Raw genomic sequence first — 25,557 nt, forward strand, 5'->3', positions numbered from 1 at the left:
GTACTGATCATGCCGCGACCCAACCAGACGTCCGGCCGGCCGGACCGGCCCGCGCCGTGGAACGACACGGTGACGCCGTATCCCCGCGACCACTGCCTGCACGAGCTGTTCGAGAAACGGGCGCAGGTTGCACCCGGCGCACCCGCCGTCCGGCACGGCGACCGCACCGTGACGTACGGCGAACTGAGCCGGTACTCCGACGCCCTCGCCGGGCGGCTGCTGACCGCGGGTGTCCGTCCCGGCAGCGCCGTGGGGGTGATGGGCGGCCGGTGCCCCGAGGCGCTGGTGGCCTTCCTGGCCGCCCTGAAGTGCGGCGCGTCGTATGTGCCGTTGGACGACGCGTACCCGCCCGCCCGGTTGCGTGCGATGGCCGAGGAGGCCGACGTGCGCGTCGCCGTGGCGCTGCCGGGCAGCGCCTGCCGGGTGCGCAGACTGCGGGCGTGCATCGAGGGCGATCTCACCGCGCCGCCGCCGGGGACGGGCGACCCGGCCGGGCCCCCTGCGCCGCGGGCCGTCGCCGTCGCCCCGGAGGACTGCGCGTACGTCATGTTCACCTCCGGCTCGACCGGCCGTCCGAAGCCCGTCGCGATCCCGCACCGCGGCGTGGTGCGCCTGGCCTCCTCCGGCCCCTGGCTCTCGCCGCCCGCCCCCGGGGAGCGGGTGCTGCACGCGTACAGCTGCTCCTCCGACGCCTCGACGATCGAGATCTGGACGGCGCTGCTGTCCGGGGCCTGCCTCGTCGTCGCGGAGCGGGAGCAGTTGCTGTCGGTGGACGCGCTGGAGCGGCTGCTGCGCGCGGAGGACGTGGCGGTCGCCTTCCTGACCGCGGGGGTGCTGCACCACGTGGCCCGCAGCCGGCCCGAGGCGCTGCGCAGCCTGCGGTTCGTCTCGGCGGGCGGCGAGGCGCTCGACGCCCGGCTGTGCCGCCGCGTGCTGGCCGCCTGCCCGGGGATCACCCTGGTCAACTTCTACGGGCCCACCGAGAACAGCGTCGTCTCCAGCGCCTACGTCGTCCGCGACCTGCCCGCCGACGCGGCCACCGTGCCCATCGGGCGCCCCTTCCCCAACTCCGCCTGTTACGTGCTGCGTGACGACGGCACGCCCGCCGGGCCCGGCGAGGAGGGCGATCTGTACGTCGGGGGCGACGGCATCGCCATCGGCTACCTCAACGACCCGGCCCTGACCGCCGAGCGCTTCCGCGACGATCCGTTCGGCCCCCGCCCCGGCGGGCGCCTGTACCGCACGGGCGACCGGGCACGGTGGCGGCCGGACGGCGCCCTGGAGTACCGGGGGCGCCGCGACCGGCAGGTCAAACTGCGCGGCTTCCGGGTGGAGCTGGACGAGATCGAGACGCGGCTGCGCTCGCACGAGGCCGTCGGGGAGGCGGTCGTGGAGATCGACGGGGAGGGCGCCGCCGCCCGGCCGGTGGCCTTCGTGACGCCGGCGCGCCCCGGCGGGGCGGTCCAGGTCGACCAGGTGCGCGCGTACGTGGCGTCCTGGCTGCCCGCGCCCGCCGTACCGGCGCGCATCCACGTCCTGGACCGGTTCCCCGTCACCGGCGCCGGCAAGGTCGACCGGCGCGCCCTGATTGCGCGGACGACGATGCCGGCGGCCCGCGACGGGGCCCGCCCGGACGCCGCCGTACGCACCGGTTCCGGGCTGACCGGCACCGGGCCGTACGCGCGCGTGCCGGCCGGGCAAACGGATGCAACCGGGAACGGCGACACGAACGCAAACGGGCAACGCCGGGCGCGCGTGGCGCATTCGGGGGCCGGAGGCGGTGCGACGGAGGACGGTTCCGGTCTGCTGGGGGTGCTCGCCGACGTCTGGGAGCACATCCTGCGCGTCCGCCCGGCGCCCGCCGACAGCTTCTTCGACCTCGGCGGCGACTCGCTGCTCATCGCCGAGGTGACCACCAGGACGATGACCGCGCTGGGCATGGACGCGGCGCACGGCACCTTCCTCGTCCGCAGTCTGCTGCGGGAGCCGACGCTCGGCGCGTACACGGCGGCGGTGGTCCGGGCGCTGCGGGCCGACCGCGCCGGGCGCCGGACCGGTTCCGCGCCCGCCTCGGAGGCGGACTTCCTGCGCGAGGCGCGCCTGGGGCTGCGGCTGCCGCCCGTCGGCGGCCCCGTCCCCCGCTGGCGGAACCCGGCGCGCGTCCTGGTCACCGGGGCCACCGGCTTCGTGGGCGCCTTCCTCATCGACCGGCTCGCCCACACCACCGGCGCCGAGCTGCTGTGCCCCGTACGGGCGCGGGACGCGGCGCACGCGCGGCGCCGGGTGTGCTCCAACGCGGCCCGCTACGGCCTCGACACCGCCCCGTACGAACAGCGCCTGACCTGCTTCCCCGCCGACCTGGCCGCCCCGCGTCTGGGCCTGTCCGAGGAGCGGTTCACGCGGCTGGGCGAGACGGCCGATCTGATCCTGCACGCCGGGGCGCGCGTCAACTTCCTCTATCCGTACGCCGCGCTGCGCCCGGCCAACGTCGACGGCACACGGGAACTGGTCCGGCTCGCCGGCGGGCGGCGCATACCCCTGCACTTCCTGTCCACCATCGCCGTCCTGGCCGGCTTCGGCACCGCGGGGGTTCGGCAGGTGGCCGAGGACGCGCCGCTGGCCCACGCCGACCACCTGACCATGGGGTACGCGGAAAGCAAGTGGGTGGCCGAGCGGATGCTCAAGGACGCGGCCCGGGCGGGGCTGCCGGTGGCGGTGCACCGTCCGTACGAGGTCACCGGCGAGGAACGGACCGGGATCTGCAACACCGAGACGGCGATCAGCTCCCTGTTCCGGGTGATCGCGGAGACCGGTGTCGCGCCCGATGTGCCGCTGCCGCTGGACTTCGTGCCGGTCGACCACCTGGCCGCCGCCGTGGTGCACCTGGCGACCCACGAGCCGGCCGACGGCCGCACCTACCACCTCACCAACCCCCGGCCGGCCCGCCTCGCCGACATGCTGGCCCGGATGCGGGCGGCGGGCTACCGCATCCGCGAACTGCCCTACGACGCCTGGGTGGCGGAGCTGGTACGGCATGTGGCGCGGCATCCCAGCAGCCCCACGACGCCGTTCGTCTCGCTGTGCGTGGACCGCAGCAACAAGTCCGACATCAGCGTGAAGGAGATGTATCTCGATGACGTCTTCCCGCGGCTCGGGCGCGCGAACACCGAACGGGGCCTGGCCGACAGCGGACTGCGCTGCCCGCCCACCGACGCCGCCCTCCTCGACCGCTACCTCGGCTTCTTCCGCTCCAGCGGCTTCCTGCCGCCGCCGCTCCCCCGCGACGGCACCTGAGGACGTCCTGGCCTGGGAGCGGGCGTCGGCGGTGCTGGCGGACCTCTGGTCCCCGGAGCGCAAGGTGCTGCTGGAGCGGGACCTGTGGCTGGCGGTGCTGCGGGCGCAGGCCGCCGAGGGGGTGCCGGTGCCGCCCGCCGCGACAGCCGCGTACGAGGAGGCCGCGCACCACGTGGACCTGGTGTCCATCGCCGCGCGGGAGCGCCGGACGCGGCACGATCTCAAGGCCCGTATCGAGGAGTTCAACGCACTCGCCGGCCACCAGCACATCCACAAGGGCCTGACCTCCTGCGACATCACCGACAACATCACGCAGGTGCGGGTCCGGCGCTCGCTGGAGCACCTGTACGGCCGGGCCGACCGCGTCGCGGACCGGCTGGACCGGCGAAAACGCACCGTCCCGGCCGCGGAGTCCCTGCGCCGGTCCGCCGCCCGGCTGCGCTCCGTGGCCGCCCGGTACCCACTGCGCGGCCTCAAGGGCCCGGTCGGAACCGCCCAGGATCTGCTGGGCCTGTTCGGTGGCGACCGGGCGGCACTGGCCCGCGTCGAGCGGCGTGTCGCGCGCCACCTCGGCTTCACCCGGGTCCTCGACTGTGTCGGACAGGTCTACCCGCGCTCCCTCGACTACGAGGTACTGACGGCCCTGACCGGCCTGACGGACCTGCCCGCAACGGGGCGGAGCCGACGGGACGTGCCCTGGTGCGAAATCCGTCAACTGGCGGTACTGCTGCGCGGATACACGGCCATGGCGGCGGAGGTGACCGGCGAGCAGTGGAACGAGGGGGACGTGTCCTGCTCGGTCGTACGGCGGGTGGCGCTGCCCGGCGCGTTCTTCGCCGCGGACGGGGTGCTGGGCGTACTGGAACGCGCCTAGAGCACGCTGCGTCCGCCGGGCTTCACCACCCGTCACCCGCCGGGGCGTGCTTTTCGGCCAGCCCCGCGACGAACGCGTCGATGTCCGTCAGGGAAACGAAAATGTTGGAGAGCAGTTCGTCGTCCGTGTCGCGCACCGCGAAGTCGTTCTCGATGAAGGACATGAGCTGGATGTAGCCGAACGAGTCGATGACGCCCGCCTGGAAGAGGTCGGTGTCGGCCGTCACCTCGCCGCCGAATTGGACGAGGAAGCGTTCTTCGATGAACTGCTGGATCTTCTGGGTCCGGTTCATGTCTCGGGTCCTGGTTCCGTGGGGAGAAGGCAGGGCGGTGGCCGGTCGCGCGCTCGGCGTGGGGGTGTCGGAGGAGGCGGCCGCCGGGTCCGGGGCCGCGTGGCCGGATTCCGTGAAAACTTCCCGGATCCGGCGTGGGACAAAGCGATACGGGGAGGCGACGGCGCGCAGCGGAGCGTCCTCGGTCCGGCGCCGCGCTATGGCGCCGCGGGGCGCCGGGGCCGTGGGTTCGCCGAGCCCGCGTCCGGGGCGTCGGCCGGCTTTCCGGTCCTCGCGCCGGGCGCGTTCGAGTGGCTTTCCGTGTGCATGTCGTCCTTGTTCGCGAGGTGGTTGCCGGTCGTGCGACTGGGCACCCGGGCCCGTCGACGGTGGTCGGCCGGGCCGGCGGGCGGCCGGCGGCCATGGTGCGTCAGCCCCCTTGCGGCCCCCTTGTCCGGACGCTGGCGGACGCTTGCCGGCCATCGGGCCGCGGCTTGCCGCTTCCTTGTCGTTCCGCTTGCCGGACGCTTGCCGATGGCTGGTTGCCGATCTTTGAACGACTCGCCACATATGCCATGATCACTTTCCGGATGGACCCCGTTACAGCCCGGCACGTCCCCTGTCACAGCCGCCGGCGTGAGAACGATTGGGACCCGTATGCACACTCCCCAGACCCGTACTGCGCGTCCTGGGCCCGATGTCGGCACAGCTCGACGGGGAGGACCTGCCCCTCGGCCCGCCCAGACGGCGGGCGCTGCTCGCCCTGCTGCTCATACGACTTGGCAGAGTCGTCCCCACCGAACTGCTCATCGAGGAGCTGTGGCAGGAAGACCCTCCGCGGCACCCCGTCGCCACCTTGCAGAGCCACCTGTCCCACCTGCGCCGGGTGCTCGCCCCCGCGGCGGGCCAGGGCGCCTCGTCCGTTCTGCGCTACCAGGCACCCGGTTACGTGCTCCAGCTCGCCCCGGAGCAGGTCGACGCGTACCGCTTCGAGCAGATGGTCACCGAGGGGCGGCAGTCACTGGACCGGCGTGACCCGCGCGGCGCCCGCGACCGGCTCACCGAGGCGCTGGAGCTGTGGCAGGGCTCGCCGTACACGGAGTTCGGCGCCCAGCCGCCGCTCTCCGACGAGACCGCCCGCCTGGAACAGGTCCGCCTCTCCGCGCTGGAAGCCTGTGCGGAGGCCCGTCTCACGCTCGGCGCCTTCGAGGAGGTGGCGGCCGAACTGGGCCTGGAGGTACGCCACCACCCGACCCGCGAACGCCTGGTCGGCCACCTGATGACGGCGCTGTCCCGCCTCGGACGGCAGGCCGAGGCGCTGGAGGTGTACGAGCGGACGCGTTCCCACCTGGTGGAGGAGTTCGGCGTGGACACCGCCGCCGAGCTCCAGAGGGTGCACACCGCCATTCTCCGCCAGGAGCTGGACAACTGCGGCCCGGTGAGCGGCGCCGCCTTAGCGGCTCCTCCGGCCGCTTCCCCAACCGCTCCCGCCCAAGCCGGTCAGCCCCCGCGTACGCAGGAAGTCGTGGCACCGCCGGTCCGGGACACGGGCGCTGAATCCGCGGACCGGAGTACGGCGGTGACCAGACCGGCCCGGCGCACCCGGGCGGCGGGTCCGCGGCGCATACGCGGGGCCGACCGGGACACGCCGGTCCGGACGGCGCCCTTCCCGGACGACGGCCCGGGCGCCGAGGACACGACGGCGCCCTGGCCGTTCATCGGGCGCGACCAGGAGCTGCACCGCCTGGTCACCGCGGCGGCGGGCGCCGCCACCGGTGAAGGCCACGTGGCCTGCGTGCTGGGCCCCGCCGGGGTCGGCAAGACACGTCTGCTGATGGAGCTGGCCCCCGCTCTGGAAGGCGGCGGCGACGCACCAGAGGTGGTCTGGAGCCACTGCTTCCCGGGCGAGGGCGTACCGCCGTACTGGCTGTGGACGCAGGTACTGCGCCGCCTGGGCTCCACCCGGCCGGACGCGTTCCGCAGCGCGACCGCGCCCTTCGGCGCGCTGCTCGCCCCGCTGATGCCGGAGCAGTCGGCCGGCTCCGGAGGACAGGACCACGACGACGACTGGGCGCAGGCGCGGTTCCTCACCCACGACGCGGTCTGCGAGGTGCTGCTCACACTCGCCGCCGAACGCCCGCTGGTGCTGCTCCTGGAAGACCTCCACTGGGCCGACGCCGCCTCCCTCGACCTGCTGCGGCTGCTCGGCACCCGCCGCCAGGGGCAGCGGATCAGCATCGTGCTGACCGCCCGGGACTTCGAGGGCGACTCCGACGCCACCATCCGCCGCATCCTGGCCGAGGTCCTGCGCAGCCCCCGCACCGAATCGCTGCGCCTGGGCGGCCTGCCCCGCAGCGCCGTCGCCACCCTCGTGGAAGCCAGGGCCGGGCGCGGGGTGGGCGACGATGTGATCGAGGTGCTGCACGAGCGCAGCAAGGGCAACCCGTACTTCGTCATGCAGCTCCTGTCGCTCCTCGGCGACGTACGGCGCCTGCACGACGCGGACGCCACCGACGTCCTGCTGGCGCAGATCCCGACCGGTGTGCGCGAGGCGCTGCGCCAGCGCTTCGCCGGACTGCCGGAACCGGCCCTGCGGGTGCTGCGGCTGTGCGCGGTCATCGGCACCGAGATCGACACGGACCTGCTGCACCGCACCGCCGCCGAGGACGAACCGGTCGCCCCGGCCCTGGAGACCGCGATCCGGGCGGGCCTGCTGGGCGAGGACCCGCACCACCCCGGGCGGCTGCACTTCGTGCACGCCCTGGTCCGCGAGACGCTCGTCGACGTCCTCGCGCGCAACGAACGCCAGCAGCTGCACGCCCGGGTGGCCGGGGCCCTGTGCGAGCGCGGCGGACAGGTGGGCGACGACGAGTACGAGCGGCTGGCCCACCACACGTGGCACGCCCAGGACGCGCTGCCGGCCCGGCGGGCCCTCCCCCGGCTGCTGCGCGCCGCCGAGCAGGCCGAACAGCAGCTGGCGTACGAGAAGGTCGAGACGTGGCTGCGCCGGGCCGTCCATCTGGCCGGGCTGCTGCCGCGCGACGACGCGTCGGCCCGCTCCCTGGAGCAGCGCCTGTACGTCCAGCTCGGCCAGCTGCTGGCCACCGTGCGCGGCTACGGGGACGCGGAGGCGGAGGCGGCGCTCAGCCGGGGACGCGCGCTCGGAGCGGTCACCCATGCGCCCGAGGACCCGTCGGTGCTGTGGGCACTGTGCGCGGCGTTCCTGGTCACCGGGCGGTACGACGAGTCCGGGCGGTTCTCCCGGCTGCTGCGGGACATCGGGTCCCGTACCCGCCACCCGGTGGCCCAGCTCGGCGCGGCGTACGGCAAGGGCGTCGCGCTGCACGTACGCGGCCGGCTGCCGGAGGCGCTCGCGGAGCTGGAGCGCAGCGTCGGGCTGGCGGACCGCTTCGCACGGGAGGGCCGCAGCCTGGCCCGCACCTTCCAGCACGACCCGCGCGTCTCCTGCCGCTCCTACGACGCCTTCACCCACTGGATTCTGGGCGACCGCGAGACCGCCCTCGGGCGCCGCCGCCAGCTGCAGGCCCTGACCGCGTACGAGAGCAGGCCCTCCGACCGGTGCTTCGCCCTGTACGTGGACGCGGTGCTGGCGGCGTGGGAAGGCGACCCCGACACGGCGCGGGCCTCCGGCGCCGAGGGCGCGCGGGTGGCGGAGGAACACGGGCTCCTGTACTGGAAGGCGATGCTGCGCCTGACCGAGGGCTGGTCCCTGACCCACCTGGGCGACGACGAGGCGGGCCTTGACCTGATGCACACCTCGATCGCCGAACTCCGGCCCTCCCGCTCCCACTTGCGCCTGCCCCTCCACCTGGGCCTGCTCGCCCAGGCCCAGCACCACGCCGGCCGCCGCGACGACGCCACGGCCACCCTCCGCAAGATGCTCGCCGTCATCGAACACCGCCGTGAACTCGTCTATCTCCACCCCGCTCTGCCCGCGACCACCCTGCTGCACGACCTCCTGGGCCGGCATGTCACGGAGACCCTCCTCTCCGGCTGACCGCCCGCCACCGGCCACCGTCCGGAAGTCGTCCATCGACTTGCCGGATTCGTTGTGGTGGTGAACCGGTGCCGCTTGCATATGCCTGTCCGTGTCAGTGACGGCTGCCAGGCATGTGGCAGCAGGCAGGAGGGGTCACCTTGCGTGAGCGAAGAGCGCGGGACGGGAGAGCGGGCGGCGAAAGACCCGGCGGGCCGGGCGGGTTACGGGGGGCACGTGCGGCGGCCGGGGCGCGGGGAAGCCTGACGGGTGCGGCGGCGCTGATGGGCGTCGCCGCACTGTTGGCCTCGGCGGTACCGGCCGGCGCGGCACCATCCGGCCCGCCGCCCGGCCCCGGCCAGGTGGTACCGGGGCAGCGCACCGCCACCCCGGCCCTGGTGGAAGGCATCCGGGAACCGGCCAAGGCCACGGGCAGCCCGGCGGAAGCGGCGCGCGGCCACCTCGCGGCGAAGGAGAGCCGCTACCACATCGCCGATCCGGCGCGCGACCTGCGGCCCGTACAGACGGTGGACTCGGGCGCCCACGAGGTCGTCCGGCTCCAGCAGAAGCACCGGGGCGTGGACGTCCTGGGCGGCCAGTACGTGGTGCGGATGGAGCACAAGGGCGGCGAACGGGTCGTCACCGGCACCTCCGGCAAGTACTTCACCGGGCTGAAGACCGACGTGGAACCCGAGGTGGACGAGGCGCTGGCGGTCGAGCGGGCGGTCGACGCGACCACCGACCGGCTCCTGAACAAGCGCCTCCCCCGCACGGACACACCGACGCTGACCGGCACCGCGCGCGGGCTGGTCGTGATCCCGCGGGGCGCGGGCGTGCTCACCCGGCACATCACCGTCCGGGGCACGCACCCGGTCACCGGCGAGCCGGTGCTGCACGAGGTCTACGTGGACGCGCAGGCCGGGTACCCGGTGCTCCAGTACAGCGGGATCAAGACGTTCCGGGCCCCGGGAAGCGGTGCGGCGGCCGGTGCATCGAAGGCCGCCCGTACGGCGGCCGGGGTGAAGGGCATCCAGGGCTCCGGCGTCAAGTTCGATGGCAAGACCGTCGAACTTCCCGTGGTGTACGAGGAGTCGCGCAAGGCGTATGTGCTGCGCGACGACACCCGGATGGCGAACTCCAGCAAGAACACGCTGTCCACATGGGACGCGCGCGGCAAGGACGTCAGTGAGGTCACCCCCTCCTGGCCGTACGACATCCAGGAGTTCGGCTCGCCCACCCCGGCCTTCGGCCCGGAGGCCACCGAGGCGGGCGCGGTCGACGCGCACTGGGCGACCGGCAAGGTCTACGACTACTACCGCAAACAGCACGGCCGCGACAGCCTGGACGGCCGCGGCATGGCCGTCAACTCGCTGGTGGGCGTCACCCAGTTCGGGCAGCCGTACGTCAACGCCTTCTGGGACGGCTCCAAGATGGTCTACGGCGGCGGCGACGCGGAGTACCGCGCGCTCTCCGCCGGTCTGGACGTGGTCGGGCACGAGATGACCCACGGCATCGTGGAGAACTCCGCCAACCTCGTCTACGCGGGCCAGTCCGGCGCCCTGAACGAGGGCATCGCCGACTACTTCGGCAACGCCATCGAGACCGACACCTACGGCATCCCCATGGACAGCCCCGACTCCGGGCTGCTGGGCGAGACACTGTGCCGCACCAAGCCCGCGCGCGAGTGCGCGTTCCGCGACCTCAACGACGGGCGGACCACCGCCAAGTCCTTCCTCGGCGTGTCGTTCTCCGAGGACAACGGCGGCGTCCACCTCAACTCCACGATCTTCGCCGGCGCCCTGTGGGACCTGCGCGAAGACCTCGGCAAGACGCTCGCCGACAAGATCGTCTACAAGGCGCTCACCGAGTACCTGACCCCGCTGGACGGCTTCACCGAGGGCCGCGCCGCCGTCCTCGCCGCCGCCCGCGACCTGCACGCCACCGACGCCCAACTGCGCACCGCCGAGCGGGCGTTCAACGCCCACGGCATAGTCCCCGGCTGGGAACTGGCGCTGGGCGTCGACTCCGACCCGCTCCTGGGCCGGGTCAACACGGACGGCTCGGCCACCGGCGCGGGCGGCGGCTGGTGGGCCGCCGCCAAGTCCAACGACGACGGCACCGAGCCGTACTCGATCTGGGCCGGGCGCGCGGACGGCACCGGCGCGCTCAAGCTGATGAGCCCCAACGACGGCCGCCAGCACGTGCACCCGGCGACCGACGGCAAGACGGTGGTCTGGCAGGCGTACAACCGCAGGAGCACGGACATCCTCGCGCGGCCGCTCGCGGGCGGGCCGATCAAGAAACTGTGGTCGGGCCGGCGCGGCGCCACGAACGTACGGGTCGAGGGCGACGTGGTGGTGTTCGAGGCGCGGTCCCGGCCGAGCACGCGGAGGGTGCGGTACGTGCGGCTGAGCGACCCGACGGTGGTGAACGTCACCGACGAGAGCGGCGTGCGGACCGGGAACCCGTCCATCAGCCACGGCCGGATCGCCTACAGCACCACCCGCGGCATCGGCAACTCCCGCACGTTCGGCGTCGAGACCCTCGACCTGAAGACGGGCCTCCGCACCCAGATGGGCCAGCTCGGGACGCCCGCGGACATCGGCGCGACCGCGATCACCGGGCAGCACGTCTTCTGGCTGGTGCCCGCGGGCGGCGAATCGGACCGCGCGGCGCTGCGCCGCGCCAACCTGGACGGTACGGGGGTGACCGACCTCAGCCCCGCCGAGGGGCCGGACGCGCTCAACGGCTACGACATCGTGGCCACGGACGAAGCGGTGACCGTCGCCACCTGGTCGCCGACCGTCGTGTACACCAACGAGTCGCTGTTCAAGCTCTGGCAGTTCTCGGCCGACGGCAAACAGCGCGGCCGGGTCTCCTGCAACCGCGGCCAGCAGGGCTGGCCGGCGATGCCCGGCGGCCGGCAGGTGGTGTGGGTGGACGGCACCACCGGCTACACCGACCTGGTCACACGGACGCGGCCCGCTGGACGCTGCGGCTGAGCACGGGGCGGGCGGCCGGCACCAGCCGGCCGCCCGGACCAGGGCAATTAATACGCTGATTCGATACACCCTAAATAGAGTGAACACCTTCCGTTCCCCACAACAGATCACACCGCCATCGGGTTGATTGGTCACGGCGGCACACCAGCCGGGACAGCGGGCACCCCGTGGCCCCTGTCAGGCCGCCTGACCAGATATCTCAATTCCGAGGAGCAACATTCCATGTCGCGTGTCAAGAAGACTGCCGCTGCCGCCGTGGGAACCTGCGCCATCCTCCTGGGCGGAGCGGGCCTCGCGGCTGCCGACTCCGGTGCCCAGGGCGCGGCGCTCAACTCACCGGGCGTGGTGTCCGGCAACGTCGTTCAGGTCCCGGTCCACGTACCGGTCAACGTCTGCGGAAACAGCATCAACGTCGTCGGCCTGCTCAACCCGACGTTCGGCAACACCTGCGTCAACGACTGACGTTGACTTCCTGACGCGCCCCCCACGGCGCGACGCGTGATCCCCGGTGCGGGGCGGCCGAGCGGCTGCCCCGCACCTTTTGCTCGGCCTGGGCCGTCACGGATCAGTCGAGCGTGCGCCGCACACATTCGGTGACCACGCCCTGGAGGCTGCCCGTGCGGCGCAGCAGTTGCCGTTGGATGTGGGCGCCGTTGCCTGTCTTCAGGAGGGTGGCCAGGGACTCCTGGGCGGGCAGGATGTCGCCGGTGTCCTCCAGGGCGTCGCGTACATGGTCGAACAGGGCCCGTACGACGGCCTCGGCCGGGGCGGGGCGCATCGTGACGGGGTGGATCAGTTCGCCGTCGAGGCCGGAGCGGGCGGCCCGCCACGTCGCCAGGCGCAGCAGCGCCACCGTGTGCCGGGCGGGCGGTTTCCCGTCGCGCCACTGCCGTACCGACGTCTCCACCAGGCCGCGGATCAGGGTCGCCAGCAGCACGGTGGTGGACGGGTCCAGGCACACGTCGGCGACCCGTACCTCCACGGTGGGGTACGTCCGGGACAGGCGGGCGTCGAAGTAGACCATGCCCGCGTCCTTCAGCACGCCGCTGGCCGTCATCTCGCGTACCTGCTCGTGGTACCGGTCGGCCGACCCGAACACCTCGACCGGCCCGGCCGACGGCCACCGCCCCCAGACCCGGTTGCGGTAGCTGCTGTATGCGGTGTCCTCGCCCTGCCAGAAGGGAGAGTTGGCGCTCATCGCCATGAGTACGGACAGCCAGGGGCGCATCCGGTCGAGTACGGCGACGCCCTCCTCGTCCGAGTCGACCGCCACGTGGATATGGCAGCCGCAGGTCAGCTGCTCCTGGGCGGTGAGGCCGAAGTGCTCCGCGAGCCACTGGTGGCGCTCCCCGGTGCCGATGGACGGGCTCACCTCCAGCGGCGAGGTGGCCAGGGCCACGGCCGTCGCGTCCAGTCCTTCGGCGTAGCGGGCCGCCTCCGCCCGCCACCGCCGGATCTCCTTGTCCAGGTCGCCCATGTCCGTCCGGGGCCGGGTGGCGAATTCCAGCTGCTGGCGGTGCAGCTCGCTCTCGAAGACCTCCTCGCTGCCCTGCGGGTCCCGCGAGGCCGCCGCGAGGACCGCCGCCGACAGGGCGCGCGGCAGTCCCGTCCGGGCGTCCACCAGCAGCAGTTCCTCCTCCACACCCACACTGCGCACGTCGTCCACCCTTTCTCGGCATCCGGGCCTTCGGAACGGCTCACGTACCCCCGCCCGGGCGGCTCACGCTCGCGTTCGACCGCTTGCGTGCATCGCGCGGCAGCAGAACCCGGCCGGTGGACGGGCCTCCGGCCGGGTTGGGCTGCGACGGCGTACGCGGATCACGCCGAGCGCATGCCGGTCAGCCGGTCGGGGGCGAGCAGGCCCTCGCCGTACAGGTCGTCGCCGTAGCAGTCCTGCAGCCAGGTGGGCCGGTAGATCGTGTCGAGGTAGCGCTCGCCGAAGTCGGGGGCGATCGCCACGGCGGTCAGGCGGTGCGGGCGGTGCCGGTCGAGCCAGTGCGCGGCGCCGCTGACGACGGTGCCGGTGGAGCCGCCGAAGAGGAAGCCGCGGCCGGCCAGGCGGTGGCAGGTGCGGATGGTGTCCGCCTCCTCCACGCGGATCACCTCGTCCACGTACGACGCGTCGAGCAGCTGCGGCGGAACGCTGGTGCCCAGGCCCGGGATCATCCGGCGGCCCGGGGCGCCGCCGAAGGAGACGGAGCCGACGCTGTCCACCGCGATGACCCGCACGGGCCGGTGCCAGGTGCGGAAGTACCGGGCGCAGCCCATGAGGGTGCCGGTGGTGCCCGCGCCGACGAACAGCACGTCCAGGTGCGGAAACTGCCGGGCGATCGCGGGTGCGGTCCGGCGGTAGTGCGCCTTCCAGTTGTCCGGGTTGGCGAACTGGTTGAGCCAGACGTAGCGGCTGTCCGAGGCGGTCAGGCTGCGTACGTAGTCGATGCGCGCGCCGAGGAAGCCGGCCTGGGCATCCGGTTCGGTGATCACGTGCACCCGGCTGCCCAGCGCCTCCATCGTCCGCCGGGCCGACAGGTTGCAGCGGGCGTCGGTGACGCACAGGAATCCGTAGCCCTTGCTGGCCGCGATGATGCTCAGCGCCACCCCCAGATTTCCGGACGAGGATTCCACCAGGGTGGCTCCGGGCGTGAGCACCCCGTCGCGTTCCGCGGCCGCGACCATTTCCGTGGCGGCCTTCAGTTTGATCGAGCCCGCGAAATTGAAGCCCTCGCATTTCAGGTAGAGCGGATGCCCGAACGTCGCCCGCAGGTCGACGTAGAGGTCCTCCTCGTTGAAGTCGAGCGGCATGGATATGACCGGCACGTGTTCCCCCCTGGTTCCGCAGTGCACTAGTCGTTCACCGGGGCCGACACGGTCGGCCCCTTCGTCACCGGCAGCGTGGTCATCCGTGCCGGCGCAGTTCGTGGAAGAAGTCGTCGATGACGTGCAGTTCGCCGGAGCGGGCCACTTCGCCGTGGACGAAGTCGCCGACGGCGAGGTCGAGTACGCCGAGCCCGAAGGGCGAGAAGATCACCGTACGGTCGTCCGGTACGCGCACCCGCCCGGCCAGCACGTCGGCCAGCGTTCCGTCGATGAAGTCCCGGTTACCGGTGCGCTGTTCGGCCAGGTGCGGTGACGTGTCGGCCTTCAGGCAGTGGTCCACGTCGTCGACGAAGTTGGCCGAGCCGAGCACGATCTCGGGCGTCAGGTCGCGCAGCGAGATGTGCAGCACCAGCGGGTGGTGCGCGAACCAGGCCGGGTCGGTGATGTGCGGCCGGGCGGCGACGGTGGCGAAGACGACGAGGTCGCTGGTGCGGATCAGCCGTTCGGGGTCGGTGTGCAGGGTGATCTGGCCGGCGGGCGACACCGGGTGCGCTTCCGCGTGCTGTTCGAGGTACGTACGGAAGCCGGCCGCGCTGTCGGCGGACACGTCGTACACCCCGGTCGCCTCGAACCGCCAGCCGGTGGCGGCCAGGAAGGTGTGGACGTAGCGGGCGATCAGGCCGGTGCCGAGGAATCCGACGCGCCGCGGGCGCGGCCGGCCGCGGCTGAGCCGGTCGGCCGCCGCCGCGGCCGAGGCCGCCGTCCTGGTGGCGCTGATGATCGAACTCTCCAGGCAGGCATACGGATAGCCGGTGGCCGGATCGTTGAGGATCAGCACGGCCGAGGCCCGCGGGATGCCGTCCGCCACGTTCCGCGGGAAGCTGGAGATCCACTTCAGGCCGTCCACCGGGTGCGGCCCGCCGAGCGAGGCGGGCAGGGCGATGATCCGGGAGTCCGGGCGGTCGGGGAAGCGCAGGAAGTAGGACGGCGGGTTGAGCGTATGCCCGTCGCTGTGCAGCCGGTAGGTGTCCTCGACCAGGCGGACGAGCTGCCGCTCGCGGCCCCGCAGGACCCGCTGCACCTGGGCCCCGGAGACGGCCGCGAAGGGCGGCACCGTGCGCGGCCCGTCCGGTGCGCCGGGAGCGTGCCGCGTCCCGGTGGAAGGTGTGCTGGTCATCAGGCCATCGCCTCCCCCGTGGGCGCGCCGGCGGTCAGGTGCACCGCGTCGGTCATGCCGACGAGCACCTCGCGCGGCCCTTCGTACGGCTCCCTGCTGTGGGCCGTACGGACGTTGTCGACGAGCATCAGATCGCCCGCCTGCCACGGTTCGCGCGCGGTGTGGGCCTCGTAGACGGAGTTGAGCAGCTGTACGACGTCCTCGCCGATCGGGTCGCCGCCGCCGTAGCGGGTGTTGAACGGGAGCGCGTCGGCCCCGTACACGTCCATCAGGTATTCGCGCACCTCGGGGTCCATCGTCCATTCGCTGAGGAAGGCGATCTGGTTGAACCAGCAGCGGCGGCCGGTGACCGGGTGGCGCAGGACGGCGCCGCGCCGCTGCCGGGTGCGCAGGGCGCCGTCCGGCTGCCAGGCGTAGTCGATGGCGTGGCCGCGGCAGTAGCGTTCGACGGCGCGGCGGTCGTCGGTGCCGAACGCCTCGGTGAGGGTGGCGCCGATCTCGTCGTTGTAGGTACGGGTGAGCAGCCAGCCCTCGGCCTCGAAGCGCGCCGTCAGCTCGGCGGGCAGCGCGTCGAGGACGGCCGACGCGTCGGCGACCGCGGTCGCGCCGCCACTGTCCGGCGCGCCGAGGCACGCGAAGAGCAGCAGGCCGGGGGCCGCGAGGGTGTAGCTCAGCTCGTGGTGCATGCACATCGGCTGGTAGGAGGGCCATTGGGCGGAGGAGTACACGCCGTCGGCGTATTCGCGGCGCGGCGCGAAGGCTTCCCGCTCGGTCAGCAGGCCGGTGCCCAGGTGCCGGAAGACGGCGGCGGTCTGGTCGGCGTCCCGCAGTCCGAGGCCGCGGACCAGGACGGAACCGTGCTCGGTGGCGAGGGCCCGCAGGGTGTCCCGGTAGCCGGCGGCCCAGCTCGCCGCGTCGCCGGTGGGTTCGGCCAGGAGGACCGGGGGCGTGCGGGGGACGAGGTCGACGTCGACGGGCGGTGTGGCGGGTGAGGGTGGCATGGGATGGTCCTTTCGGTGGTGCGGGGCAGTACTTGCGGATGGTTCGGACGTGGCTTCGGTGGTGTCCTCAGGAGGGCGCCCGTAGTTCGGCAGCGCGCAGCACCGCCCGCGCCGTGTCGTCCGGCCTGGTGCGCGGGAAGCCGTGGCCGCCCGCCGGCAGCTCGTACAGCTCGACGTGCTCGGCCAGCAGCTCCCAGGCGCGGTAGTGGTGCCGGAACCGGGCCGTGCGCGGATCGTCGGCCGCGACGACGACGGTGACCGGTGTGGTCAGCTGCGCCGCGGGAGGTACGGGTGGTGTGTGGACGTCATCGGGCAGGTGCGCTCCGATGAACAGCCGCCGGGCGCGTTTGCCGCGCTCCTCCAGCTGCCGGGCCGCTTCCACGGCGCACGCGGCTCCCGAGCCGTGCCCCCACAGAAGGAGCTCGGCCGGGGCGAGCCGGGTCAGCTCGGCGACGAGATGACCGACGCGTTCCGTGGCGGCCGCCGGTCCGGATGCGGACGGCTCCCGCCCCGGCAGCTCGGCCGCGTACACCGCCCACCCGCTCCCCCGCAGCGCCTCGGCCAGCGGCTGGAAGGCCGCCGTGTCGCTGCCCGTCCAGGGGAAGCAGACCAGGGTGCCTTCGTGGGTGGCGTTCGGTGCGGACAGCGGGCGCAGCAGCTGTCCGCCTGTCGCCGTATCTGCCCCTGACCTGCTGTCGAGCAGTCCTGCCAGGTCGGCGAGCACCGGATGCCGCGTGACGTCCTTGAGGGAGACCGCGCGGTCCAGGAGGATCGCCAGTTTCACCGCCGCGAGCGAGGTGCCGCCCCGGTCGAAGAAGTGGTCCCGGCGGCCGACGCGGTCCCGGGGCATGCCGAGCACCGTGGCCCATGCGGCGGCGAGCCGCTGTTCGGTGGGGGTGCGCAGGGTGCCGCGGTGGTCGTCCGTGGCGTCCAGTTCGGCGGCGAGCGCGGTCAGGGCCTTGCGGTCGGTCTTGCTGTTGGCGGTCAGCGGCAGTCCGTCGCCGCGCCAGTGGAAGGCCGACGGGACCATGTACGCGGGCAGCGACCGCTCCAGGCGGCCACGCAGGGCGTCGGCGCCGACCGGCCGCCGGCCGCTGTAGAAGGCCACCAGGCGCGCGGCCTGTCCGGCCCGTTCGCTGACCACCACGGCGGCGTCGCGGACACCGGGCGCCTGGAGCAGCGCGTTCTCGACCTCGCCGGTCTCGATGCGGAAGCCGCGGACCTTGACCTGGGTGTCGCGGCGGCCCAGGAACTCCAGCTTCCCGTCGGGCCGCCAGCGGCCGAAGTCACCGCCCTGGTAGAGCCGTTGGCCCGGCCTGTAAGGGTCGGCGCCGAAGCAGGCGCGGGTGCGCTCGGGGTCGTTGACGTAGCCGCGGCCCACGCACACGCCGGAGAAGACGATCGCGCCGGGCGCGCCGAGCGGGACCGGCGCGAGGTGTTCGTCGACGACGTACTGGCGCACATTGCCGACCGGCGGGCCGAGCGGGACCCGCGGCCCGTCCGGTGCGCGGCGCATGACCTCGTGGTTGGTGTCGTCCGAGGTCTCGGTCAGCCCGTACGCGTTGACCAGGGCGACGCCGGGCCGGGCGGCGAACCAGCGCTGCGCCAGCTCGGGCTTCAGCGCCTCGCCGGTCGCGGACACGTACGCCAGGTCGGGCAGCTCGCGGGGGTGCTGCTCCAGGTAGGACAGGACGGCTTCCAGGTACGACGGTACGACCTGGAGGACGCGGACCCGGCCGTCGGCGAGCCGGTCGACGAAGCGGGGGACGTCCAGGACGGCCTCCTGCTCGATCAGGAGCGTGCGGCCGCCGACGAGGAGCGCGGCGATCAGCTGCCACAGCGAGATGTCGAAGCACTGGGGCGCGGTCTGGGCGACCACCTGGCCCGGACCGATCTCCAGGTCGTCGATCTTGGCGTAGAGGTGGTTGACCAGGCCCGCGTGCTCGCACATCGCGCCCTTGGGCTCGCCGGTGGATCCGGAGGTGAAGTAGATGTAGGCGAGTTGGCCGGGCGTGACGCGAAGGCCGAGGTCGTGGGCGGGGTGGTCTTCCGCGTAGGCCGTGTCCACCGGGAGGCACCGGACCCCGGGCAGGGTCTTCAGGGCCTGGTCGAGGGTGGCCGTGCTGCCGCGTTCGGTGAGGACGAGGCCGCATCCCGCCCGGGTGAGGGTGGTCGCGATGCGGTCGGCGGGGAAGTGCGGCTCGATGGGCAGGTAGACGCCGCCGGCCTTGAAGACGGCGAGGACGGCGGCCATCCAGTCCAGGGTGCGTTCGGTGACCACCGCGACGACTCCCTCGCGGCGCAGGCCCCGCGCCAGCAGGGCCCGGCCGAGCTGGTTGGCGCGGGCGTTCAGCTCCGCGTACGTCCAGTGCCGGTCGCCGTGGACGGCCGCGACGGCTTCGGGGTGCGCCGCCACCTGCTGTTCGAAGATCTCGTGCGCGCGGCGGTCCGGGAGTTCCCTGCGGGGCCCGGCGAACCCTTCGAGCTGGAGGGCGAGTTCGCCGGCGGAGAGCAGGCTCTGCCGGTCGTGTTCGGCGTACGGATCGGCGGCGATCAGGGCGAGGGCGGTCAGGTGGTACCCGGCGATCCGGGCGGCGCACTCCGCGTCGAGCGCGTCGGTGCGGTGGCGCAGCCGTAAGGTCAGGCGGCCATCCTGGAGGGCGACGCCCGTCGCGAGAACGGTGGATGGAGCGAGATCAGTGGGCGGCGCGAGGCCGGTGGGCGGCGCGAGGCTAGTGCTCGGAACGAGGTCGCCAGTCGTGTCGTGCGGGTCGAAGACCGTCTCGTAGAGCGGGCCTTCGATGCCCAGGTCGCGTTCCAGGTCCTCGACCGGCGCGTCCTGGTGGGCCAGCAGCCGGGATTCGGCCCGGCGGGTGTGCAGCACCAGCGCCCGCCAGGTGCCGGGGGCGGCCGTCAGGCGGCACGGGAGCGGCCGGCTGCCCGCCGTCGCGGCGTAGCCGGTGGTGACCTCGCGTTCGCCGGTCAGCGCGGCGAGCACCTTGACATGTGCGGCCAGCAGTACGGAGCGCAGCGGTACCGCCAGTTCGGCCGCGACGCGCCGCAGGGCCACCAGAAGGTCGTCGGGGACCGCGGCCTCGTGCGCGGCCAGGCCCGGTACGGGGTCGCGGGTCCACCGCGGGAGGGCGGTGAAGCCACCGCCGCCGAGCACGCCGCGCCAGAACTCGCGGCCGGCTTCTGCTGCTGACCTGGCCATCGTGGGGTCCTCACTTCTCGGTCATGGTGTCGGTCATCTCCCGGGCGGGGTTGCCGCCCCACCGCGCGTGGCGGGGCACGTCCTCGCCCTTCATGAGGAAGGTGTCGGGCGCGAGCGCCGCACCGTCGCCCACCGTGGCGCCGTAGTGGACGAAGGCTCCGGTGCCGAGGGTGCAGCCGTCGCCGAGGGTGGTGCGGTCGGACTTGAAGGTGCCGTCCTCCTGGGAGTGGCACTGGATGACGCTGCCCGCGTTGAGCGTGCAGTGGTCGCCGAACGTGACGAGGGAACGTTCGGGCAGGAAGCAGCCGTCGTCGAAGAACCGCCGACCGACCCGGGCGCCCAGCGCCCGCCAGAACAGGCTCTTGAACGGGGTGCCGTTCAAGAAGCGCAGGGGCATCGCCTGGAGCTTCCAGAACCGTTCGTGCCGCCAGAAGTACGGCGAGTAGATCGAGCAGTAGCGCGGGGCCTGGCGCCGGAAGCCGTTGACGGCGCGTTCGGCGCACACGGAGTGGCCGGCGGAGAAGAGCAGCGCGAGGACCGATCCCAGGGCGACCGCCGGGGCGCCCCACACCGGGTAGAGGTCGGCGGCGGCCCAGGCGATCAGCGTCACCACGAACACCTGTGACCAGCGGACCAGCAGGAACAGTCCCATCGTGCGCAGGTTGTAGGCGTTCTTGGCGGCGAGCCGGCGCCGCAGTTCCTCGCCGCTGCGCAGGTGGTCGAAGGCGGCGTCGCGCTCGACGGACCGGGGGATCTCGAAGCAGGGCGAGCCCAGCAGGCCGACGCCTTCCCGTACGGGCCCGTCCAGAGGGACCGCGACCTTCGTGGCGAGGAGGCAGTTGTCGCCCGTCCGGCCGCCCGGCGGGTAGTGGACGGCGTTGCCGAGGAAGTTGTGCGGTCCGATGGCGACGCGCGAGAGGCGGAAGGAGGTCCTGGAGTAGTCCGCGTTCATGATCGACAGGCCGTCGGCGACCATCGTGCCGCTGCCGACCGTGCTCAGGTGCGGTGATTCCTGCTGTACCTCGGTGCCGAAGTTCGAGCCGGTCTGCTCGACGGGGCGCAGGCCGTACCCGAGGCGGCCGAGGTAGGGGACGACGTAGGAGCTGTCGCCGAAGAGCCGCATGAAGAACTTGATGTTGGTCATCCGGGCGATGGTCCGGTGCAGCGAATAGTGCAGGCCGTAGAGCGGATAGACCTTGCCGGGCACGATGAGGAGGTTGAGCAGCCGGGGCACCGTGACCACCACGATCAGACCGGCGAGCGTGCCGCCGAAGAACAGCGCGAGCGAGGTGACCAGCGCATCGCCGTAGAAGGACCAGGTTGTGAAGGCGAGCGGGCCCGCATCCAGGAGCGTGGCCAGCCGCGGGACCTCGGCGAGCAGGATGCTCACCCCGCCGATGCTCAGCGGCAGGTACACGAGCAGCGCGCCGAGCAGTTGCAGCGCGCCGTAGGCGGCGCGCGGGCCGCCGCGGCCGGTCGCGTCGAGCCTTTGGTAGTCCACTTCCGTACGCTGCGCGGGAGAGCCGTGCCAGCGTTCGCCGGCGGGGACGGTCTGGCCCGGGTGGAGGGAGGACGCGTGGCCCAGCTGGGCCCCGTCGCCGAGCGAGGTGGTGATGTCGAGCACCGTCGCCTCACTGACGAGCACATTCTGTCCGAGGGTGACCGTTCCGGTCCGGATCACTCCGGCGCGGGCCCGGTAGCAGGTGAAGTACGCGTCCTTGCGGATGACCGTGCCCGCTCCGACGGTCAGCAGGTCGGTGCAGACCGGAATGTGCTTGGACAGGATCGTGACGTCCCGTCCGATCTTGGCGCCCAGCGCCCTGAGGTAGCCGACGTAGAGCGGTGACCCCACGAAGAGGACCAGCGGGCTGACGTGCATCAGCGTCCGGACGGCCCAGAAGCGGAAGTACGTCGGGCTCCAGATGCGTATCTCCCGGGGCTTCCAGCGCCCGATGAGCACCCACTTGGCGAGCACCGGGAGGCCGCACAGGCCGAGGAAGATCACGGCGCCGAAGAGGACCGCCCGCAGGTAGATGCCGCCCGGGCCCGGCGCGGCGGACATCCATTCGTAACCGGAGGCGGTGACGACCGCAACAAGGAAGGAACAGCCGAGGAGCGTCAGGAGCTGGAGCGTTCCGCACAGCAGGTACGCGGGGGTACCGACGGGAGGCACCGCCTCGGACGGCTCGGGGTCCGGCGGCGGCACCGGTGCCCGGGCGGCCGTTCCCGGCGCGTCCCCGGCGAGCGCCGTCGCCAGGCCGCTGATCGTCGGGTACCGGTAGATGTCCTTCATCGACACCGACGGGAGGTCGGCGCGCTTCCTGACGCGGGCGCAGAAGTGGGCCATGAGCAGCGAGTCGGCGCCCAGGTCGGTGAAGAAGTGGGCATCGGCCCGCACGCGCTCGACACGCAGGACGGCGGCCAGGGTCGCGGCGAGCAGTGCCTCGGTGCCGGCCGGATCACCGGGGTGGCTGTGCGGGACGGCGGACGGGCCGGCCGGCGGTGCGGCTGCCGGGGCCGGGGACGCGCCGGCCGGGCCGGCTGCTGGTGCCTCGACGGATTTTCCCACCACGTGAGCTCCTTCGGAGGTGCGGAAGAGGTTGGGGCGCACCGGGCGTCCGGCTGCCGACGGGGCGGTTCCCGGTGTCGGCGGAGCCGTCGCCGGTGCGCCGGCGGCTCGGGGCTCTTGCCCGCAGAGGCGTGAACCGCGACGGAACACCGTGAAAATTCAAGTAACACTGGGAAGGCCACGATCGGCCGGGCAGCGCCCAGGGGTGCGTAATCCGTAGGGCCGGTACGTCCAAGGAGGCCGCGGCACCGTCGTGTTCACCCGCTCCGGGCGCCCGCCCCGGCACCGCTCGCCGACCACCGCGGCGGGCCGGCGCCGGTGCCCTCTTCACCAGTGACGCCGCATGTCCCACCCGCCACCGGCAGAGGCGTCACTGTTGTATACAACCGCCTGGTCGGTACGGGCGAGCTGCGGGGAATCAGCCTGCTTTCGGTTGTTCCGGCGCCGGAGGCGAACCTATTCTCGCGGCGGGGGGTGCACCACGATGCGCTCTCGGTTGGAGCGTCGAAGATGGTGTCAGCCGCAGGACCCGAAGGCTTCCCCGCATCACTGACGACCTTCGTGGGCCGTCGGCAGGAAGCCGCCGGAGTCGGAGCGCGCCTGGAGCGCAGCCGACTGGTCACCCTGACCGGAGCCGGCGGCGCGGGAAAGAGCCGGCTCGCCATCGAGGTGGCCACCGGCCGCGCCCACCGCCACCGGGACGGCGTGCGCTTCGTCGAACTGGCGGTCCTCGCCGATCCGCTGCTGCCGGCCCACGCCGTGGCAGCCGGTCTCGGCATACAGGAACAGGCGGGCCGGACACTGCCGGAGGTCCTGGCCGAGCGGCTGCGCGACGCGGACATGCTGCTCGTCCTGGACTGCTGTGAACACCTCGTGGAAGCCGTCGCGCAGTTCGTCCTCACCCTGCTGTCCGCCTGCCCGAACCTGCGCGTCCTGGCGACGAGCCGGGAACGCCTGGGCGTCCCCGGCGAAGTCCTGTGGCCGGTGACGGGCCTCGCCACTCCCCCGGCGCACGTCGGCGGGGCCGAGGTCCTGGAGTACGACGCGGTACGCCTGTTCGCCGACCGGGCCACCGCGGTCGAGCCGGGGTTCGCGGTCACCGACGCGAACGCGGCGGCGGTGGCGGAGATCTGCCGCAAGCTGGACGGGCTGCCGCTGGCCATCGAACTGGCCGCGGCGCGCACGAACGCGCTCGACGCGGCGCAGCTCAGCGGGTGGCTGGACGGCCGGTTCCGGTTCCTGGCGTGGGAGACCCGGGCGTCCTCTCCCCGCCACCGGACGCTGGACAGCGTCGTGGAGTGGAGTTACGACCTGCTGAGCGAGCCCGAGCGGACGCTGTTCGAGCGGCTGGCGGTGTTCGCGGGCGCCTTCACGCTGGACGCCGTCGAGGCCGTGACCGCCGAGGGGACCGACACCGCGGACCTCGGGGAACTGCTCCTGCGGCTGGTCGACAAGTCGCTGGTGACGGTCGTACCGCAGCACACGCCGGCCCGCTACCGGATGCTGAAGACCCTGCGCGCGTACGGGCTGGCGCGATTACGGCAGCACGGCGGCCTCGCGTCGCTGTCGGCGCAGCACGCCGCGTACTTCCACGACCTCGCCGAGCAGGCGTGGGAACGGTTCCGGGGCCCGCACCAGGCGCTGTGGCTGGAGCGCCTGCGGGCCGAGCACGACGACCTCCGGGTCGCCCTCGAACACCTGCTGACCTCCCACGACATCGACAACGCGGTGTGCCTGGCCGGTGCCCTCGCCTCGTTCTGGGACGTGCAGGGCCATTACGCCGAGGGGCGCGTCTGGCTCGAACGGGCGCTGGGCGCGGACCGCGACGCCGCCGCCAAAGGCCGCGTACGGGCTCTGAACGGGCTGGGCCTGCTCGCCGTGATCCAGGGGGATTTGGAAAGCGCCCGGCTGTCCTGCTCCGAAGCCGAGCTGCTGTCGCGCCGCAACGGCGACCTGCCCGGCCTCGTGTGCGCCCTCCAGTGCCTCGGGTTCGCCGCACTGCTCGTGGGCAATCCGGACGGCGCGGTGGAGATGCTGGGCGAGTCGCTGGAGACCGCCCTGAAGACCGGTGAACCGTGGCTGGCGGGCTGGTCGTACCTGTTCCTGGCCATGGTGGAGGTCGTACGGAGCGACTTCGCGCGGGCCTCCCAGCACGGCAGGACCGCGTTCCGCCTGCTGTACGAGGCGGGTGAGCCGAAGGGCATCGCGTGGGCCCACCTCACCCTCGCCACCGCTTCGTGGGGCCTGGGGGACGTCCGGGACGCCCGCGCCCGTACGGGAGAGGCGCTGCGCCTGTTCCACCAGCTCGACGCGCCGTGGGGCCTCGCCGAGGTCTTCCAGGTCGCGGCCATGCTGGCGATGTCGCATCAGCACGGGGAGCGGGCCGCGGCGCTGTTCGGAGCCGCGGACACGGCGCGCAAGAAGTCCGGTGCCGCGCTGCCGGCCTTCCTCAAGGGGTGGCGGGCGGCCGGTATCCGCAAGGTGCGGGCGGAACTGGGCGAGCAGCGCTTCGGCACGGCACGGGAGCACGGGCTGCGGTGGCCGCTCGAAGCCGCCGTGCTGGCCGCCGCCGCGGAACTCGGTACGGCACCGCCGCCGCTCCCGCCGGCCCGTGGGGAGACACCGCGTACGGGAGCGCCCCGTAGGGAGGCGTCTCGTACGGAGGCGCCTCGTAGGAGCGCGGCCGCCACCGATACCCGCGCGGCGGCAGTGCCTCACCAGGCCGCGCTGCGCAGGAAAGGGGATTACTGGACCCTCAGCCACGACGGCCTGGTCGTGCACCTCAAGCACACGGTCGGCCTCGGCTACCTGGCCCGGCTGCTCGCCGAACCCGACCGGGAGTTCCTGGCCCGCGAACTGGCGGCGGCCGAGCGCGGCATGGCCACCCTCGGTGCCCCGGTCCTACGGGAATGGCCCGCCTCCCCCGGCCCCGGCGACGCCGGTCCGGCCCTCGACGCCCGCGCGAAGGCGGCCTACCGCAGGCGCCTGCGCGAGCTGGCCGAGGATCTGGAGGAGGCCGAGCGCTTCCACGACACCGGGCGCGCCGAACGGGCCCGCGTCGAACTCGACGCGGTGACCGAGCAGCTCGCTGGCGCGGTCGGCCTCGGTGGCCGTGACCGCCGGGCCGACTCCGACAGCGAGCGGGCCCGGCTGAGCGTCACCAAAGCGCTGAAGGCCGCGGTGAAACGCGTCGCCGTGCACGACCCGGTGCTCGGACTGCACCTCCAGCGCAGCGTTCGAACCGGGGCCTACTGCTCGTATGCCCCGGATCCGGCCACGCGCATCGTCTGGCTGTAGACCCGGCCGGGACGCACGGCACGGGACGTACTGGCCGAAAGTGA

Annotated in this window: 13 protein-coding genes; 6 read left to right on the plus strand and 7 right to left on the minus strand. The window is 73.1% G+C overall.

Going from position 1 to position 25,557, the window contains the following annotated elements; all coding sequences use genetic code 11:
- Positions 1 to 9: 9 nt before the first annotated feature.
- Both ADK86_RS44615 and ADK86_RS21750 read left to right on the plus strand, forming a co-directional pair.
- On the plus strand, positions 10 to 3,294 hold the full coding sequence (locus tag ADK86_RS44615) for an amino acid adenylation domain-containing protein (RefSeq protein WP_053698083.1): 3,285 nt from the start codon (positions 10 to 12) through the stop codon (positions 3,292 to 3,294).
- 31 nt (positions 3,295 to 3,325) lie between these two features.
- Positions 3,326 to 4,168, plus strand: coding sequence for an adenylosuccinate lyase (locus ADK86_RS21750; protein WP_053698084.1), 843 nt, complete (start codon positions 3,326 to 3,328; stop codon positions 4,166 to 4,168).
- 22 nt (positions 4,169 to 4,190) lie between these two features.
- Here the strand turns inward: ADK86_RS21750 and ADK86_RS21755 are convergent, their stop codons facing one another.
- On the minus strand, positions 4,191 to 4,460 hold the full coding sequence (locus tag ADK86_RS21755; protein ID WP_030597740.1) for an acyl carrier protein: 270 nt from the start codon (positions 4,458 to 4,460) through the stop codon (positions 4,191 to 4,193).
- Positions 4,461 to 5,136: 676 nt separating this feature from the next.
- Here ADK86_RS21755 and ADK86_RS21760 point away from each other — a divergent pair.
- From ADK86_RS21760 to ADK86_RS21770, 3 genes are all read left to right on the plus strand, one after another.
- On the plus strand, positions 5,137 to 8,457 hold the full coding sequence (locus tag ADK86_RS21760; protein WP_053698085.1) for an ATP-binding protein: 3,321 nt from the start codon (positions 5,137 to 5,139) through the stop codon (positions 8,455 to 8,457).
- Positions 8,458 to 8,720: 263 nt separating this feature from the next.
- Complete coding sequence (locus ADK86_RS21765; protein WP_199834450.1) at positions 8,721 to 11,438, plus strand: M4 family metallopeptidase; 2,718 nt, start codon at positions 8,721 to 8,723, stop codon at positions 11,436 to 11,438.
- A 222-nt stretch (positions 11,439 to 11,660) separates the two neighbouring features.
- A complete protein-coding gene (locus ADK86_RS21770; RefSeq protein ID WP_003984304.1) occupies positions 11,661 to 11,900 on the plus strand; it encodes a chaplin in 240 nt (79 codons plus the stop codon).
- Positions 11,901 to 12,003: 103 nt separating this feature from the next.
- On the opposite strand, the gene ADK86_RS21775 is transcribed toward ADK86_RS21770, so the two are convergent.
- The 6 genes from ADK86_RS21775 to ADK86_RS21800 form a co-directional block, all read right to left on the minus strand.
- Complete coding sequence (locus ADK86_RS21775; RefSeq protein WP_053698115.1) at positions 12,004 to 13,095, minus strand: glutamate--cysteine ligase; 1,092 nt, start codon at positions 13,093 to 13,095, stop codon at positions 12,004 to 12,006.
- A gap of 161 nt (positions 13,096 to 13,256) precedes the next feature.
- Positions 13,257 to 14,255, minus strand: a complete 999-nt coding sequence (gene sbnA / locus ADK86_RS21780; protein ID WP_053698086.1) for a 2,3-diaminopropionate biosynthesis protein SbnA — start codon at positions 14,253 to 14,255, stop codon at positions 13,257 to 13,259.
- A gap of 79 nt (positions 14,256 to 14,334) precedes the next feature.
- A complete protein-coding gene (gene sbnB, locus ADK86_RS21785; protein WP_053698087.1) occupies positions 14,335 to 15,432 on the minus strand; it encodes a 2,3-diaminopropionate biosynthesis protein SbnB in 1,098 nt (365 codons plus the stop codon).
- A complete protein-coding gene (locus tag ADK86_RS21790; protein WP_053698088.1) occupies positions 15,432 to 16,433 on the minus strand; it encodes a TauD/TfdA family dioxygenase in 1,002 nt (333 codons plus the stop codon). Before ADK86_RS21790 ends, sbnB begins: the two co-directional genes overlap by 1 nt.
- Positions 16,434 to 16,500: 67 nt before the next feature.
- On the minus strand, positions 16,501 to 19,647 hold the full coding sequence (locus ADK86_RS21795; RefSeq protein WP_053698089.1) for a non-ribosomal peptide synthetase: 3,147 nt from the start codon (positions 19,645 to 19,647) through the stop codon (positions 16,501 to 16,503).
- A 10-nt stretch (positions 19,648 to 19,657) separates the two neighbouring features.
- Entirely contained in the window at positions 19,658 to 22,219 is a 2,562-nt protein-coding gene (locus ADK86_RS21800; protein WP_420718872.1) for a Pls/PosA family non-ribosomal peptide synthetase, read from the minus strand.
- Between the two features lie 507 nt (positions 22,220 to 22,726).
- Between ADK86_RS21800 and ADK86_RS21805 the strand changes: the two genes are divergently transcribed.
- The gene (locus ADK86_RS21805; protein WP_159393912.1) at positions 22,727 to 25,513 is read left to right on the plus strand and encodes an ATP-binding protein; all 2,787 of its coding nucleotides are present in this window, start codon (positions 22,727 to 22,729) and stop codon (positions 25,511 to 25,513) included.
- The last annotated feature ends 44 nt before the right edge of the window (positions 25,514 to 25,557 follow it).

Source organism: Streptomyces sp. NRRL F-5755 (genome assembly GCF_001279365.1).
In the GTDB taxonomy this organism is placed as follows: Bacteria; Actinomycetota; Actinomycetes; order Streptomycetales; family Streptomycetaceae; genus Streptomyces; species Streptomyces rimosus.